Annotated in this window: 14 protein-coding genes; 8 read left to right on the plus strand and 6 right to left on the minus strand. The window is 48.6% G+C overall.

What is annotated here, in order from left to right:
• The first annotated feature begins 148 nt into the window (after nucleotides 1-148).
• The 8 genes from AC58UX_RS22225 (at nucleotide 149) to mtnB (ending at nucleotide 9,350) form a co-directional block, all read left to right on the plus strand.
• Nucleotides 149-1,348: a pyridoxal phosphate-dependent aminotransferase gene (locus tag AC58UX_RS22225; protein ID WP_497256746.1), complete on the plus strand. Its 1,200-nt coding sequence runs from the start codon at nucleotides 149-151 to the stop codon at nucleotides 1,346-1,348.
• Between the two features lie 387 nt (nucleotides 1,349-1,735).
• Entirely contained in the window at nucleotides 1,736-2,836 is a 1,101-nt protein-coding gene (gene proB / locus AC58UX_RS22230; protein ID WP_497257252.1) for a glutamate 5-kinase, read from the plus strand.
• Nucleotides 2,837-2,888: 52 nt separating this feature from the next.
• Nucleotides 2,889-4,592, plus strand: a complete 1,704-nt coding sequence (locus tag AC58UX_RS22235; protein WP_497256748.1) for a proline--tRNA ligase — start codon at nucleotides 2,889-2,891, stop codon at nucleotides 4,590-4,592.
• An 11-nt stretch (nucleotides 4,593-4,603) separates the two neighbouring features.
• The gene (locus tag AC58UX_RS22240) at nucleotides 4,604-5,851 is read left to right on the plus strand and encodes a glutamate-5-semialdehyde dehydrogenase (RefSeq protein WP_497256750.1); all 1,248 of its coding nucleotides are present in this window, start codon (nucleotides 4,604-4,606) and stop codon (nucleotides 5,849-5,851) included.
• 27 nt (nucleotides 5,852-5,878) lie between these two features.
• Nucleotides 5,879-6,748, plus strand: a complete 870-nt coding sequence (gene proC / locus AC58UX_RS22245) for a pyrroline-5-carboxylate reductase (RefSeq protein WP_497256752.1) — start codon at nucleotides 5,879-5,881, stop codon at nucleotides 6,746-6,748.
• A 42-nt stretch (nucleotides 6,749-6,790) separates the two neighbouring features.
• Complete coding sequence (locus AC58UX_RS22250) at nucleotides 6,791-8,059, plus strand: 2,3-diketo-5-methylthiopentyl-1-phosphate enolase (protein ID WP_497256754.1); 1,269 nt, start codon at nucleotides 6,791-6,793, stop codon at nucleotides 8,057-8,059.
• Nucleotides 8,056-8,718 carry a 2-hydroxy-3-keto-5-methylthiopentenyl-1-phosphate phosphatase gene (locus AC58UX_RS22255; RefSeq protein ID WP_497256756.1) on the plus strand — a complete coding sequence of 221 codons (663 nt, stop codon included), beginning with the start codon at nucleotides 8,056-8,058 and terminating at the stop codon, nucleotides 8,716-8,718. The genes AC58UX_RS22250 and AC58UX_RS22255 overlap by 4 nt, the downstream gene beginning before the upstream one ends.
• Nucleotides 8,715-9,350, plus strand: a complete 636-nt coding sequence (gene mtnB / locus AC58UX_RS22260; RefSeq protein ID WP_497256758.1) for a methylthioribulose 1-phosphate dehydratase — start codon at nucleotides 8,715-8,717, stop codon at nucleotides 9,348-9,350. Before AC58UX_RS22255 ends, mtnB begins: the two co-directional genes overlap by 4 nt.
• Nucleotides 9,351-9,620: 270 nt before the next feature.
• Here the strand turns inward: mtnB and AC58UX_RS22265 are convergent, their stop codons facing one another.
• From AC58UX_RS22265 to AC58UX_RS22290, 6 genes are all read right to left on the minus strand, one after another.
• Nucleotides 9,621-10,316, minus strand: coding sequence for a DnaD domain-containing protein (locus AC58UX_RS22265; RefSeq protein ID WP_497256760.1), 696 nt, complete (start codon nucleotides 10,314-10,316; stop codon nucleotides 9,621-9,623).
• A 43-nt stretch (nucleotides 10,317-10,359) separates the two neighbouring features.
• On the minus strand, nucleotides 10,360-11,649 hold the full coding sequence (asnS, locus tag AC58UX_RS22270) for an asparagine--tRNA ligase (protein WP_497256762.1): 1,290 nt from the start codon (nucleotides 11,647-11,649) through the stop codon (nucleotides 10,360-10,362).
• A 108-nt stretch (nucleotides 11,650-11,757) separates the two neighbouring features.
• Entirely contained in the window at nucleotides 11,758-12,963 is a 1,206-nt protein-coding gene (locus tag AC58UX_RS22275) for an acetate kinase (RefSeq protein WP_497256764.1), read from the minus strand.
• Entirely contained in the window at nucleotides 12,960-13,829 is an 870-nt protein-coding gene (locus tag AC58UX_RS22280; protein ID WP_497256766.1) for a 3-hydroxyacyl-CoA dehydrogenase family protein, read from the minus strand. The genes AC58UX_RS22275 and AC58UX_RS22280 overlap by 4 nt, the downstream gene beginning before the upstream one ends.
• 145 nt (nucleotides 13,830-13,974) lie before the next feature.
• Nucleotides 13,975-15,480, minus strand: a complete 1,506-nt coding sequence (locus AC58UX_RS22285) for an AAA family ATPase (protein WP_497256768.1) — start codon at nucleotides 15,478-15,480, stop codon at nucleotides 13,975-13,977.
• On the minus strand, nucleotides 15,473-16,009 hold the full coding sequence (locus AC58UX_RS22290; RefSeq protein WP_497256770.1) for a hypothetical protein: 537 nt from the start codon (nucleotides 16,007-16,009) through the stop codon (nucleotides 15,473-15,475). The genes AC58UX_RS22285 and AC58UX_RS22290 overlap by 8 nt, the downstream gene beginning before the upstream one ends.
• Between the last annotated feature and the right edge of the window lie 135 nt (nucleotides 16,010-16,144).

Raw genomic sequence — 16,144 nt, forward strand, 5'->3', positions numbered from 1 at the left:
TTCGACATCTGAACATTTAGTATCTCAATAGTATGACAATGTCGAAATGAAGTACAATTGAATATCTTCATCGACTATGAAAAAAAGTTTAATCATGTTACATTTAGGATAGTATTATTATCCCGACCTCCGGAGTGTGAATTAAACCGTGACAAACGTATCTTCAACAACTTCTCGTTTTGCCATACAACCTGCTGAAAGAATGAAAGGTCTTCCGACACAATTCTTCGCAACGCTCGTTGGCAAAGCGAATGCTCAAATCGCTGCTGGCCATGATGTCATTAATTTGGGTCAAGGGAATCCAGACCGCCCGACGCCTAAGCATATCGTTGCTTCTATTCAAGAAGCTTCTGCGAATCCGTTATATCATAAATATCCGCCATTCAGCGGCTTTCCCTTCCTGAAACAAGCCATTGCGCAGCGTTATAAGGAAGATCACAATGTCGATCTGGATCCAGATACGGAAGTGGCCATTCTTTTTGGCGGCAAAACAGGACTCATTGAAATTGCTCAATGTTTATTGAATCCAGGCGATGTCTGCCTCGTACCTGATCCTGGCTATCCCGACTATTGGTCTGGTGTCGCTCTGGCAGGTGCTGAGATGGCTTTCATGCCGTTACGTGAGGAAAATAACTTCCTCCCTGATTATTCGCAATTGAAGCAGTCCGATCTAGACCGTGCGAAGCTGATGTTTATTAACTATCCAAACAACCCGACTGGTGCGACAGCTCCCGCTTCTTTTTATGAAGAAACTGTGGCATTCGCTGAGAAAAATGGTGTCGTTGTGGCGAGTGATTTCGCTTATGGTGCCATTGGTTTTGATGGTCAGAAGCCGATCTCATTCTTGCAAACGCCTGGCGCCAAGGAAGTCGGTATTGAGTTCTATACGCTGTCCAAAACGTACAATATGGCCGGCTGGCGCGTAGGCTTTGCCCTTGGCAATAAAGAAGTGATTCGCCTCATTAATTTGATGCAGGATCATTACTATTGTTCATTGTTCGGCGGGATCCAAGCGGCTGCTGCTACCGCATTGACGGCTTCACAAGATTGTGTAACCGAGTTGCGTGATGTGTATGAGAGCCGTCGAAATGCGCTTTACACCGCACTGGCCAGCATCGGATGGAACGCGAAGCCATCTCAGGGATCTTTCTTCTCCTGGCTGCCTGTTCCGAAGGGACATTCGTCACAGAGCCTTGCCGACTTGCTTCTGGAAGAAGCCAAAGTCGTCGTGGCCCCAGGTGTTGGATTTGGAACACATGGCGAAGGTTATGTACGATTAGGATTGTTATCCTCTGAGGAACGTTTAGCTGAGGCTGTGGGGCGCATTGGGAAGCTGAATTTGTTTTAGTACCTAATTTTACGAATTCCCTTATAATCAAGCCTTTTACACCTTTACAAAGTCTTCGGTACCATGCTATTCTAGTTAGAATAAAATTTCAAACAGCAACGTTATGATGGGAATAGTAAGAATCGTGCCGCACGTAACCAGGGAGTAAGCTCCACCGACTGAGAGAGCTTGCCGTGAACCGAATCTGAACCCGCCCCTGAACCGTCAACGATGAGTTGAACAGTGCCCTACTGTTATACAGGGAATCTAGAGTGGAGTGCTTTGTCTATTTGACATGCGCTAATCTAAGGTGGTACCGCGGAAGCAACAGACTTTCGTCCTTATGTTTTAAGGACGGGAGTCTTTTTTTGTATCTACATAGCCATGAAACCGAAGGATGGGATGAATATGACACAGCGAATCGTCGTCAAAATCGGCAGCTCTTCATTAACCTCAGATACGGGCGGCCTGAATCCGGATAAAATACGTTTTTTTGCGTCGGAGCTAGCTGCACTGCAGCGCAGCGGCAGCCAAGTGCTGCTCGTCACCTCAGGCGCAGTAGCCGCAGGCTTCACGTCCCTTGGCTACCGCACACGGCCCAAGGTGCTGCACGAGAAGCAGGCTGCCGCAGCCGTCGGCCAAGCGCTCTTAATGCAGGCGTACCATGAAGCATTTGCATCCCACGGCGTGAGCGTGGCGCAAATTCTACTGACTCGGTACGACTTCTCTAACCGCAAGCGCGTGCAGAACGCGATGATGACGATTGACGAGCTTCTACAGCGCGGCGTCGTCCCGATCATTAACGAGAATGACACCGTCTCGGTCGATGAATTGAAATTCGGCGACAATGACACGTTGTCGGCGCTGGTCGGCAATTTGGTCAAGGCGAACAAATTGATCATCATTACCGATATGGACGGCCTGTACACGGACGATCCACGCAAAAACGCGAACGCGCAGCGCATCGATCGCGTAGCCGCCATCAGCGATGAGCTGTTCAGCTTCGCTGGAGGCTCTGGGAGCGCGGTCGGCACCGGCGGCATGCGCTCCAAGGTCGAGGCCGCCCGCATCGCGATGCGCGGGGGCGTGCCGGTCTTCATCGGGCGCGTACTCGAGCCCGATGATCTACACCTTGCCGTGCACGGCACAGGCAAGGGCACGTACTTTGACACGGCGCTGAACAATCTGCCGGTCAAGAAACAGTGGGTCGGCTTCCACTCGCTGCCCCAGGGGCAAATCATCGTTGATCAGGGGGCGAAGTCAGCCCTGATCAACGGCGGTAAGAGCTTGCTCCCTGCTGGCATCACGGGAGCCGTAGGCGACTTCCACCCCGGCGACGTCGTCGAGGTGCTCTGCAGTGAAGGCGCGCTGCTGGGCCGCGGCGTCGTCAACTATGCGGCTTGGCAAGTGCAAGCCGCAGCAGGTCTTTCCACTGACGAAGTCCAGAAGCGTGTCGAGGTCTCACGCATCGAAGTCATTCACCGCGATGAATGGGTGCCTTTGACCTAATCTTTTGACCTAACCATAATTTCACGATAGAAAGCGAGGATCTCCCTTACTCATGAGACAACAACGATTACTAAACCCTACGCTGCGAGACGTTCCGGGAGATGCCGAAGCTGCCAGCCACCGACTCATGCTGCGTGCAGGACTCATCCGTCAGTTATCCAGCGGCATATATTCCTACTTACCCTTGGGCCTTAAGGCCCTTCAACATATTCAAACGATCGTGCGGGAAGAAATGGATCGCGCAGGCGCACAAGAAATGCTCATGCCTGCCCTCCATCCTGCCGAATTATGGAAAGCCTCCGGTCGTTGGGATGTCTATGGTCCCGAATTAATGCGGCTAGAAGACCGCAATGGACGCGAGTTTGCTTTAGGCGCTACGCATGAAGAAGTGATTACAACGCTCGTCAAAGATGAGATTCATTCGTATAAAAAGCTGCCTGTTACGTTATATCAAATCCAAACGAAATATCGCGATGAGCGCAGACCACGGTTCGGCTTGCTGCGTGGACGTGAGTTTTTAATGAAGGACGCATACTCCTTCGATCGTTCAGCAAGCGGACTTGATGCCAGCTATCAAGCGATGTTTGATGCGTATGTTAACATTTTCACACGCTGCGGCTTGCAATTCCGTGCCGTTGAAGCCGATTCCGGGGCAATTGGCGGTACGGATACGCATGAATTCATGGCTTTAGCGGATGTCGGCGAGGATACGATCGTGCATTGTCCAGCCTGTCAGTATGCGGCGAATTTGGAGAAAGCAACGGGGCACTTAATTAATGCAGAAGCGTTATCTACCGACATGCCACATGCACAACCAACGAAAGTGCATACGCCAGGCGTAACAAGTATAAAGCAGTTAAGTCAATTCCTGCGAATTGAACCGCAGCAAATCATTAAATCCATCGCCGTTCAAGCGGAGGGTACACCTGTTATTGTACTTGTCCGAGGAGATCTCGAAATCAATGAAATCAAGCTAAAGCACGTTCTAGGCGTACAAGAAATCACCATGCTATCCGAAGAAGAAATCGCTGCGCTAGGCTCCATCGCTGGATTTATCGGACCGATTGGACTACCAAGCGTTAAGCTGATCGCAGATACGTCGATACAAGGCTTAACAAACGCAGTCGTCGGCGCAAATGAGGCGGATTACCATCTTCAACACGTTGATGTGCAGCGCGATCTGGCGGAACTCACCTATGCAGATGTTCGCAACGTCGGACAAGGCGAAAGCTGTATCCACTGCGGACATGAGCTCGATTTTGCTAAAGGCATTGAAGTCGGGCACGTATTCAAGCTCGGCACCAAATATAGTGAAGCTCTTGGTGCTACCTTCACCGATGAAAATGGACTCTCTGAGCCGATGATTATGGGCTGCTATGGGATCGGCGTTTCACGCGTGTTGGCTGCCGTCATTGAGCAGCATCAGGATGAGAAAGGCATTATTTGGCCTAACGCTATAGCGCCGTATTCCGTGCATCTCTTAACGGTTCAAGTTGGCGATGCCGCACAAATGGCTTTATCTGAGGAAATTTATCGAACATTAACGCGCGCAGGCTACTCCGTCCTCTGGGACGATCGCGAGGAACGTCCGGGCGTGAAATTCAATGATGCCGATTTGCTCGGCTTCCCTCTTCGACTAACCGTAGGCAAAAAAACGAGCGAACGCATCGTCGAATGTAAAGAACGCCGCAATGGCACTGTTTATGAACTTAACGTGGAACAATTGTTAACGCATTGCCAAACCTTTTTCCATTAGGAGGTCTTCCCATGAGTGAAGTTATTCGTAAATCTAAGCTTGCCAAGCAAGCCGCCCAAGCGATGGGCAATCTTACAACGGAACAAAAAAACGCAGCGCTGCTGCTTATGGCTGATGCTTTGATCACGGAGCAGCAAGCGATTATTGAAGCGAACGCGAAGGATCTTCAGCGTGGCAAGGAGTTAGGTACAAGTGCCTCCCTACTTGATCGGTTGTCCCTTAACGAAACTCGCATTGCAGCCATGGCAGAAGGCTTGCGTCAAATCGCAGAGCTCCCAGATCCAATCGGGGATACGCTCGAGTCTTTTGACCGCCCGAATGGTCTGCGGATTCGCAAAATACGTGTTCCCCTCGGCGTAATAGGCATCATTTATGAAGCAAGACCGAATGTGACGGTCGATGCCGCAGGTTTATGTCTCAAAACCGGTAATGCAGTCGTGCTGCGTGGCGGATCTTCTGCCATCTCTTCCAATGAGAAAATTGTAGAGGTTCTGCATACAGCTCTAGAACGTTCTGAGATTCCCGCTGATGCCCTACAGCTCATCATTAACACTGATCGCAGCTCTGTCGACGAAATGTTAAAGCTCAACGGTCTGATTGATGTGCTGATCCCACGTGGCGGTCATTCACTTATTCAAAATGTTGTCAATAACGCCTCCGTCCCAGTCATTGAAACAGGCGCAGGGGTATGTCATACTTTTATAGATGAAAGTGCACAGCTCGATATGGCCGTTCGTATCGGAATTAACGCGAAAGCGCAACGTCCTTCTGTTTGCAATAGTATGGAAACATTGCTTGTCCATGAAGCCATTGCTGAACAACATTTAGCAGCGATTGCCGAAGCGTTCCAAGGTGTTCATGTTGAGCTGCGGGGTGACGAGCGTGCAAGAAGCTTAGTACCAAGCATGCTGGTCGCTGAACAAGCGGATTGGGGCACCGAATACGGCGATTATATTTTATCCATAAAAGTTGTCAAAGACTTAGACGAGGCTTTAGCTCACATTCGTGACTACGGCACTATGCACTCCGAATGTATCGTGACGGAAGATGCTGCTAATGCAGAGAAATTCCTACAAGAAGTGGACGCCGCTGCAGTTTATCACAATGCATCTACTCGCTTTACGGATGGCTTTGAGTTTGGATTCGGAGCAGAGATCGGTATCTCCACCCAGAAGCTTCACGCTCGTGGTCCGATGGGACTGCCAGCTTTAACTTCGACCAAATTCCGCATTTACGGAAACGGCCAAATACGCGAATAAGCGATAACTACTAAGGAGGAATGCCAGATGTCCACGAACATTTCACAAGCGAAAATTGCCTTTGTCGGCGCAGGCTCGATGGCGGAAGCGATCGTCCGCGGTCTTATCCAAACGGAAGTTGCGAATCCGCAAAATGTATATATGATGAATCGCTCCAACCAAGACAGATTAGCATTTCTTCGCTCGGAATACGGCCTGCAAGCAACTTCGGACCCAGCAACGAAAGATGCTTACATTCGTGAAGCAGATGTTGTTGTTCTTTGCATGAAGCCTAAGGATGTGGAATCCTCTTTTGCAGAACTGCAGCCTCTTTTGAATGAGAAGCAACTGCTTATTTCTGTCATTGCTGGCTTATCCATTGAAAAAGTTGAAAAGCTATTACAAACGAATATGCCTATCGTTCGTACCATGCCTAACACATCCTCAACCATCGGTTTAGGTGCGACAGGAATGAGCTTCTCATCTAAGGTTAATGATACATTCAAGCAGTTTGCGATCCAAATGTTTGAAGCTGTTGGTACAGTTACCATTGTAGACGAAGATAAACTTGAAATTCTTACAGGCGTTTCCGGTAGCGGTCCTGCCTATGTGTACTATTTTATGGAAGCGATGATTAAAGCAGGGATCGAAGGCGGGCTCACCGAGGAAGACGCGAGACAGCTTACACTTCAAACTTTTCTTGGCGCCGCACACATGGTTCAGCATACGAAAGAAGATCCTGCTGAGCTGCGACGCAAAGTCACATCCCCTAACGGTGCTACACAAAAGTCTATTGAAGCATTGGATCGTTTTCAATTTAGTGATGCTGTTGCACAAGCTGTATTTTCGTCCGCTGCACGCGCGAAGGAAATGGGCGAGCAAATCGCCTCAACCAGCCCAGTAGGGAAATCGGTATAATAGTTACTAATTCATTCTAGTCAAAGCAGGTGAACGTTTGTCATGAGTTCCTATTGTTTAGCAACGTATCGGAGTTTCGATGAGAAAGCCGATTTTCATAAAAAAGCAACCGGCATCGCGGTTGGCCTTACGGTTGGCAGTTGGACCGAGCTACCTGAGGCTCAAAAGGCTTCCATGGAGAAGCATTTGGGTAAGGTCGTTTCCGTTGAAGTCCACGAGCCAGCTGCAGGCGAACCTCTTTCGGGTCGCTATGCGGATATTACCATCGCCTATCCTGATGTGAACTATAGCCGAGATATTCCTGCGCTATTAGTGACAGTCTTCGGCAAGCTTTCGATGGATGGCAAAATCAAGCTGATTGACCTCGCCTTCTCTTCCAATTTCCTTGCCGGGTTCCCGGGACCGAAATTTGGGATGCAAGGTGTTCGAAATCTGCTTGGCGTGCATGACCGCCCGCTGCTTATGAGCATTTTCAAGTCCGTTGTCGGCTATGAGCTTCCTGCTCTGCGCGAGCAGTTTTACTTGCAAGCCGCAGGCGGTGTTGATCTCATCAAGGACGACGAGATTCTGTTCGAAAATCCGTTAACGCCAATGGAGAAAAGGATTGCGATTTGTCTTGAAGCGGCTGAGCAGGCGACGAAAGAAACCGGCCAAAAGCTGCTCTATGCGGTGAATTTGACGGGATCCACGTCTAAACTGGCTTCCCAAGCGAAGAAAGCCATCGCCGAAGGCGCAAACGCATTGTTATTCAATGTGTTGGCTTATGGCTTTGATGTGCTGCATGAATTAAGCTCGGATCCAGACATTAACATTCCGATTATGGCACACCCTGCTATGGCAGGAGCCATGTACCCGTCGCCACATTACGGCATCTCGCCTTCCGTGCTTCTTGGAAAGCTCATGCGTCTTGCAGGTGCCGACTTGGTGCTCTTCCCTTCGCCTTACGGCTCCGTAGTCATGCCGAAGGAAGAAAATCTAGCCATCAAACATGTGCTGCTCACCCAAGATTTACGAAAAGATTATACTTATCAGGCACCGTCTGATGTACAATTGTCATTAGCGCCTAGCTTCCCGGTTCCTTCCGCGGGTATTCATCCTGGTCTTGTTCCACTCATTTTGCGTGATTTCGGACAGGATGTGATCGTGAACGCCGGCGGCGGTATCCACGGTCACCCAATGGGAACGATCGCAGGTGGACATGCGTTCCGCCAAGCCATTGACGCGACACTTCAAGGCAAATCACTACGTGACTACGCCCAAACACATCCAGAGCTGCAATCAGCTATAGACACATGGGGGATTCGAGAATGAGTAAGGAACGCATTATTTTTTGTGACTTTGACGGTACGATTACCGTTAGCGATAACATTGTAGCGATTATGAAGCATTTCAATCCTGAGGGCTGGGAAGGCATTGTGGACAAAATTGTGACCCAGCAAATCTCCATTCGCGAAGGCGTTGGGGCGATGTTTGATCTTTTACCTACCTCACGTAAAGATGAGATTGTAGACTACGCTATCAACAACGCGGTCATCCGCGATGGTTTTAAAGAATTTGTCTCCTACTGCAAGGAGCAAGGGATTACGCTTTTAGTCACAAGCGGAGGAATTGATTTCTTCATTTACCCGCTTCTGCGCGAATTCGATATTCCTGAGAATCATATTTACTGCAATGCCAGCTCTTTCGAAGGGGAAAACATCGAGATCCTTTGGCCGAACCGCTGCGATGAGCATTGCCACACCGATTGCGGCATGTGCAAAACAAGCATCATTCGATCCTACGATCCCCTGCGTTATGAGCGCATTATTATCGGAGACAGCATCACGGATTTCGAAGGAGCTAAACTCGTGGATACGATCTTTGCCAGATCCTATCTCATCGATCGTTGTGAGCAACTTGGCTACGCGTACCATCCCTTCGAAACCTTCTTCGATATTATTAAGCAATTGGAGGCTGAACCGGTCAAATGAGTATTTTACTAGAAGAAAAACAGCGGGCATTCGCTGAACTGCGTGTCATCAAAGCGGATCTTGCGGCTCGTGGATGGTTCCCTGGGACTAGCGGCAACTTGTCTGTACGTGTTGGCGGATTCGAGCCTAACGAATTCACATTCGCAATTACGTCAAGCGGTCGAGATAAATCTGTCCAAACACCAGAGGACTTCCTGCTTGTGAATGAAAAAGGCTTGCCTGCGGAAGCAACGAGCTTGAAGCCGTCTGCGGAAACCTTAATCCATAGCGAAATCTACCGTTTAACGGGTGCTGGCGCTATTTTCCACGTGCATACGATCTTCAACAACTTAGCTTCTGAGCTATATGGTGAGCGCGGCAGCATTCCAGTTGATGGCGTCGAGCTGATCAAAGCGTTCAATATTTGGGATGAGGAAGCACAAATTGAGATTCCAATTCTGCCGAATTACGCGGAAATCCCGCGTATTGCTGAGCTAGTAGAAGGCGCGATCGTGCCGCGTATTCCGGGAATCGTGCTCCGCAAGCATGGGATCTACGCTTGGGGTGCGAATGCGTTTGAGGCGAAGCGTCATCTCGAAGCATTTGAGTTTTTGTTTGAGTATGTGTATCGGTTGCATTTGTTGAAGAAGTAATCGCCTCTCCATCTACTGAGAATTGCAAAAAGGCATCAATTTTCCATAAACAACAATATTTCAGCTAAAATAGATGCAAAAAGGTATCAATTACGGTATCTTTCGCTCGGTTTAGACCCTTTTCACCGCGAAAAGATGCCTTTTTGCAATTATTTAGAGATCCAACACGGATTGCCCTGCAAAGGATGCCTTTTTGCATTTTTGCTATGCGAGAACCGAAAAAAACGTCCAACCTTCCCCCTCGGGGTGAACAATTGGACGTTTTTTTAATTACCTCGACTGCCTGAACCGCTGCGAGTACTCCTTCGCTTGATCCACCGTCGATACACGGTTACGGCTCCAATCGAGCAAAATCCGATCAATGTAACGGAAATGAACTTTGCCGGCAAAGACCGCTTCCTTCAAAGCTGTCATGATCAGCTCTTCTTTGTACATATCTTTATCCAGCCAATTGCTGATCGTTTCTAACTCCATTGGCGTTAAAGGTCTGGCGAATTCATTTTCGATCGTCGTATAAATGTTCTTCACACGATCCTCGGACGGAGCCTGCGATTGCGCCATCGCTGCAGCAGCCTCAGCTAAAGCTTTGAGCTGCTCCTCCGCGACGCACTTGGCTAACTTCTTGTACAGCGGCGTTAAGTTATACTGCTCGCTGCGAAAACCCGTCGTTTCATTCGTATCCTCATCGATCGTGATAAACTGCTCGCGAATCAGCTTCTGCACGCTTGCGATCACCATATCAGAGGAAGCCGACATCCGCTCCTGAATTTCATCCAAAGTCGGGAAGTTATTCCGTTCCTTTTCAACAAATGAAATGAAGTGAATGAGCGTCATGACGTCAACCTCACTCAAGTTCAGAGAGCGGTAATGCTTGAGCAACAGGTTCGGAACCGCGACAGTCCCCTCCATCAAGCTATTCAGCAGGATTGTTTCGACTTTCATCTGTGTATTTGCTTGTGTACTCATGCGCCTTTCCCCTTTCTCCCCGTGGACAATGCCACATACTACTTTAAGGGTATAGACGGTATAACAAGCGTGGGAACGGAATCGTTTCACGCACATGATCCAAGCCGCAAATCCAAGCAACTGTACGCTCTAAGCCTAAACCGAAGCCAGAATGCGGTACGGTACCGTATTTGCGAAGATCCAGGTACCATTGGTAAGCCTCTTGGGAAAGCTCGTGCTCTTTAAAACGCTGCTCCATCAACTCAGGATCATCGATCCGTTGACTTCCCCCGATAATTTCACCATAGCCCTCAGGCGCGATCATATCTGCACATAGGACGACTTCAGGACGACTAGGATCAGGCTTCATGTAGAATGCCTTAATCTCCGTCGGCCAGTGAGTGATGAATACCGGTGTTTCATACTGAGCGGCAATCGCTGTTTCGTGCGGAGCTCCGAAATCTTCGCCCCAAGCGAATTCATGCCCATTCTTTTGCAAATAGTCAACTGCCTCATCGTACGTAATACGAGGGAAGCTGCCTTTAATTTTCTCAAGCTTCGAAGTATCGCGTTCTAACGTTTCAAGTTCAGCTTGGCAGTTCGCAAGCACGGTTTGCACGATATGTGAAACGAATTGCTCCTGAACCTCAAGGTTCTCGACGTGATCCACGAACGCCATTTCCGGCTCGATCATCCAGAACTCGATCAAATGACGACGTGTTTTCGATTTCTCAGCACGGAAAGTAGGCCCGAAGGAGTATACACGGCCTAGCGCCATCGCTGCAGCTTCCATGTAAAGCTGTCCGCTTTGCGTCAAGAACGCATCTTCGTCGAAATATTTGGTGTGGAACAAATTCGTCGTTCCTTCACAGGAAGAAGGCGTCAAAATCGGCGGATCCACGAGATGAAAGCCGCGGTCATTGAAGAACGCTTGAACAGCTTTAATAATTTCTGCGCGAATGACGAGAACTGCACGCTGACGCGGGCTCCGAATCCACAGATGACGATTGTCCATTAGGAAATCGACGCCATGCTCTTTCGGTGTAATCGGATACTCTTCTGTGACTTGAATGATTTCTACACCTGTCACATCAAGCTCAAAACCGCCTTTACTGCGCGTGTCTTCTTTTACTTTTCCAGTTATGTACATGGAGCTTTCTTGGGTTAGCTTAGAGGCAGCCTCCCACACTTCTTCACTCACTTCGCTTTTTACCACAACACCTTGTATATAACCTGAACCGTCTCTAAGTTGCAAAAATTGAATTTTACCACTGGAGCGTTTCTTGTTTAGCCAACAGCCGATGGTGACAGACTCGCCGACATGATGTTTAACTTCACCTATTGTGCTTTTCATATATACCCTTCCTCCCTAAAACTGAAGATCTCTTTTATTGTACACTATTTCACTATTTCCACGAAACAATCACTGGGGCTGAGACGAGGACTTCATTTAGTACTGAATCTAAGACTCAGACTGAACCAGACGGTACGTATCCTGCGCGATAACCCATTCCTCATTCGTTGGAATCACAAGCACTTCAACCTTGGAGCCCGGCTTCGTAATTCGCTTCTCAATTCCTCTTCCTTGCGTGTTCGCTTCCCCATCAAAATCTACCCCAAGGAAGCTCAAGCCTTCGCATACCGCTTGACGCACAGGCGCGGAATTCTCGCCAACGCCAGCTGTAAAAATAATCGCGTCCACGCCATTCATCACCGCGGCGTAAGCCCCGATGTACTTGCGCAGCCGGTACACATACAGCTCAAAAGCCAAGCCAGCGTTCTTATCGCCCGCTTCCATCGCTTCCACGATCTCCCGCATATCGCTGGAGATACCCGAAATCGCCTGCAGGCCGCTATGCTTATTCAGCATGGAGCTGACCTCGCCGATCGTCAAATCTTCCTTGCCCATCACAAAGGGCACGATGGCCGGATCGAGATCGCCGCTGCGTGTGCCCATCATCAGACCTTCGAGCGGGGTCATCCCCATGCTCGTATCAACCGACTGGCCGCCCCATACAGCGGTGCAGGAAGCGCCATTACCAATGTGACAGGTAATGAGCTTTAGCTGCTCCAGCGGGCGTCCTAGGAAGGCTGCGGCACGCTCGCTGACGAACTTGTGCGACGTGCCGTGGAAACCGTAGCGGCGCACCTTGTGTTTCCTGTAGAGGGCCATTGGCACCGGATACAGGTAAGCCTTCGCCGGCATCGACTGATGGAAGGCAGTGTCGAAGACGACGGCCTGCGGCACGCCAGGCATGTTCGCCTCCACCGCAGAGATGCCCAGCATATGCGCCGGGTTGTGCAGCGGCGCCAAATCGAAGAGACGCCGGATCTCCTTCTTCACCTCGTCAGTGACGAGGACGGAGCTCTTGAACGATTCGCCGCCGTGTACGACACGGTGGCCGACGGCGTCAATCTGCGAGATGGCCGTCAACACGCCATGCTCAGGATGAACCAACACATCCAACACTCTGCGGATGGCGGTTGTATGCTCGAGAATTTCATCTACCTTATGAAATTCGGATTTATTCGCAGGCTCGTGCATCAGGATCGCGGTATCCATCCCGATGCGCTCTACTCTCCCTTTTGCCAGCACCGAAGCATCATTCATGTTGTAAAGCTGATATTTCACGGAAGAACTGCCCGCATTAATGACGAGAATGTTCATAGACGATCACCATCTTTGTCATAACGGAAAAAGCCTTCCCCCGTCTTCGCCCCGAGATGCCCTGCACGCACCATTTGCTTCAACAAATAAGAGGGACGATATTTGATATCGCCGTATTCCCGGAACATTCCTTCAAGCGCCGCGAGCACAGCATCGAGTCCGAAACGGTCACACATCTCCAGCGGACCATGCTTGAACTCATAGCCAATCCGCATCGCTTGATCAATATCTTCTGCGGAAGCAACACCTTCAGATAAGGTGTGCAGCGCCTCATTGATGAGTGTGCAAATTAGCCGCGTAGTAATATACCCCGGAGATTCATTCACTTTTATACTCTTTTTCAAAAGCAAATCATCAATGAACTGACGAGTTCGGTTATAGGTTTCATCCGACGTTTTCATAGCCCGAACGATCTCAACCAAATTCACCTTCGCAACCGGATGCAGAAAATGCAAACCAATCACACGCTCTGGATGCGTCGTAATCGCAGCGATCTCCGTTACACTTAACGTAGAAGTATTGGTGGCAAGAATAATGTTAGGTGAACAAATTTGATTCAGTTGAAAGAAGATATGCTTTTTGGCATTCAAATCTTCTGAAATGGTTTCAATAACTAGCTCGCAAGATGCCATATCCTGAATCGAGTCCGCTCGTTTGATTTTTGATAGGATCGATTTCTTCTCTGCCTCTGTTATTGCCCAACGTTCAAGCTGCTTATCTAAGCTTACCGTGATCTGCTCAATCGCTCGATCCAGCTTCTCTGTCGATTTTTCGGCAAGAATAACATCAAGCCCTCTGGCTGCAAGCATTTCGGAAATACCCTGGCCCATCGTGCCTCCGCCAATTACACCAATTGTTCTGAACATTGCCTATTTCTCCTTCTTCCTTACTGCTTCCTCTTGCAGCTTATACACGATTATCGATCTATTAAAGGCTTCCTAATAAGTATATGTATAATTCATGCTAGAGGCAAAGACAAGAACCGCTGACCTAATTGGCCAACGGTCATTATTATGCACTTTGAGACACCGAGGCGTCAAATAAGTTACGGAATGTATCACCAGAAAGTACTTCTTCCTTCATCAAAATGGCAAAAGCATGGTCAAAAATACTGCGTTGCCCCTCTAACATTTGTTTCGTGCGAATCATCAAGCTATCCAAAATAGCTGCATTTTCCTTCATCAACTGTTCCTTCGTCACCATTTCACGATCAATAATACCCAAGCTCGTAAGACCAGCGTCCATCATATTGCGAACCATCGACAGCGATTGTTCAAAATCGTTACGCGAGCCCGTACTGCGACCGCCATAAATCATTTCTTCCGCTGCCGCACCGCCAAGCGCAATCATAATCTGATCTTCGATATAATCCTTTGTATATAAATAATGATCCTGCGGCGGGTTATGACGCACATACCCTAAGGCCTTGCCACGCGGACTAACGGTAACCTGAGAAACGGAACCTGGACGAACTAATTCTGCAATAATCGCATGGCCTAATTCATGATAAGCCACACGTTCTTTCTCTTCATTCGCTGCTTCTTTATCTGTACGCTCACCCATCATCACCTTATCAATGGCCGAAGCCAGATGAGGCTGCTCAATCGCTGGCTTGTCTTCACGCATCGCATAAATCGCCGCTTCATTCAACACACCCTCGAGCTGAGCACCCGAGAAGCCGAAAGTCTGATCCGCCGTTTGATCCAGAGTAACACCTTCTGCAAGCGGCTTATTTTTGGCATGAATATGAAGAATCGCCAAACGCCCCTTCTTATCAGGCAAATCAACCTCAATATGACGGTCAAAACGCCCTGGACGCAGCAACGCGCTATCCAGCATTTCCTTACGGTTCGTCGCAGCAATAATGAGAATGCGCGGCGCATCATTGGTATGAATGCCGTCCATCTCCGTCAACAATTGGTTCAACGTCTGGTCATACTCACGCTGTTGACCGCCATCACGCTTACCACCAATAACATCAATCTCATCGATAAAAATAATGGCGTTATCCTTGCCCTCTTTAATTGCACGTGCACGAGCTTCTTTAAACAAATCACGTACGCGGCTTGCGCCGACACCCACATACATCTCGACAAATTCACTACCAGAAGCCGCCATATATACGGAATTCGTATAGTGCGCTGCCGCTTTAGCCATCAACGTTTTCCCTGTACCCGGAGGACCCGTTAGCAACAGTCCTTTGAGTGGGCGAATGCCTAGCTTCTTAATTTCTTCATGCTTGATTAGGAAATCGAGTGCTTCCATCAATTCTTTCTTCGCTCGATCCTGACCGCCGATTTCATCAAAGGTTAAAAAAGACGGCGTCCGGTGCTTGCTTTTCCGATCTCCGCCGCCAGCCGCAGCCCCGATACCGCCGCGGGTTTTCATCATATAGAACAAAGAAACACCTAAAGCACTAACGAAAATAATCGGAATGACATTTACACCTTGAAAAGCTAGGAATACAAGCAGAACGGGAATAAATCCGATACCGATTTCTTTATATATTTTACTCATTCGGCCACACTCCGATCTGGGAGATTCTAGGCAGCATGATAAATTTCGTCGCATCACCATCTGTTAGGCGGATATATACGTTGTTTTCATCCATCTCACTATCCACTTTCATATTCGGCACATCATTTGCATATTTCTGCAGCGTTGTTGGAATATCAGCGTAATGCTTCGTTTCCATCGCTTGAGCTACCTCGAATAGAGCTTTAGACCACCACTGATCCAGCTTATCCGACGATTGATTTTTAATCGATATATTCACAGAACGCTTCCCGATAATCGAGGCGCCTTCTTCTTTGATTTGCTCAACAACATTTCGTAAATTAGCGTCCGGCTTTAATGTTAATTCAATGTCCACTTGGTTCGAAGAAAACTTCATACTTGAATTCGTAATACCTGGTGCAGAACGGATAATATCTGACAATGGATTTTCCATTGCAAAGCTCGTATAGGCGAACCATCCTCCAAAAAGTACTCCAGCCGAAATAATCACGCTCAAGACAACAGGTAAAAGGCGCAGCTTCATCTTCATGGATTGGCATCCACCTCTCTGTATCGATATATGTTTTCGTCCAAAAGCTATACGAGTAGTATATCACCGCGTATACACTCTTTGCCTTATGTAAACAGTGGAAACAACGTTCCTTCTTCCTAAACTATGAAAAAA

The organism is Paenibacillus sp. J22P90 (genome assembly GCF_059692195.1).

Bases quoted from the DNA above. Each gene is read 5' to 3' on its own strand.
- mtnB (WP_497256758.1), top strand. From the start codon at position 8,715: ATGAGTATTTTACTAGAAGAAAAACAGCGGGCATTCGCTGAACTGCGT.
- AC58UX_RS22290 (WP_497256770.1), bottom strand. From the start codon at position 16,009: ATGAAGATGAAGCTGCGCCTTTTACCTGTTGTCTTGAGCGTGATTATT.
- proB (WP_497257252.1), top strand. From the start codon at position 1,736: ATGACACAGCGAATCGTCGTCAAAATCGGCAGCTCTTCATTAACCTCA.
- proC (WP_497256752.1), top strand. From the start codon at position 5,879: ATGTCCACGAACATTTCACAAGCGAAAATTGCCTTTGTCGGCGCAGGC.
- AC58UX_RS22265 (WP_497256760.1), bottom strand. From the start codon at position 10,316: ATGAGTACACAAGCAAATACACAGATGAAAGTCGAAACAATCCTGCTG.
- AC58UX_RS22235 (WP_497256748.1), top strand. From the start codon at position 2,889: ATGAGACAACAACGATTACTAAACCCTACGCTGCGAGACGTTCCGGGA.
- AC58UX_RS22285 (WP_497256768.1), bottom strand. From the start codon at position 15,480: ATGAGTAAAATATATAAAGAAATCGGTATCGGATTTATTCCCGTTCTG.
- AC58UX_RS22240 (WP_497256750.1), top strand. From the start codon at position 4,604: ATGAGTGAAGTTATTCGTAAATCTAAGCTTGCCAAGCAAGCCGCCCAA.
- AC58UX_RS22280 (WP_497256766.1), bottom strand. From the start codon at position 13,829: ATGTTCAGAACAATTGGTGTAATTGGCGGAGGCACGATGGGCCAGGGT.
- AC58UX_RS22255 (WP_497256756.1), top strand. From the start codon at position 8,056: ATGAGTAAGGAACGCATTATTTTTTGTGACTTTGACGGTACGATTACC.
- AC58UX_RS22250 (WP_497256754.1), top strand. From the start codon at position 6,791: ATGAGTTCCTATTGTTTAGCAACGTATCGGAGTTTCGATGAGAAAGCC.
- AC58UX_RS22275 (WP_497256764.1), bottom strand. From the start codon at position 12,963: ATGAACATTCTCGTCATTAATGCGGGCAGTTCTTCCGTGAAATATCAG.
- asnS (WP_497256762.1), bottom strand. From the start codon at position 11,649: ATGAAAAGCACAATAGGTGAAGTTAAACATCATGTCGGCGAGTCTGTC.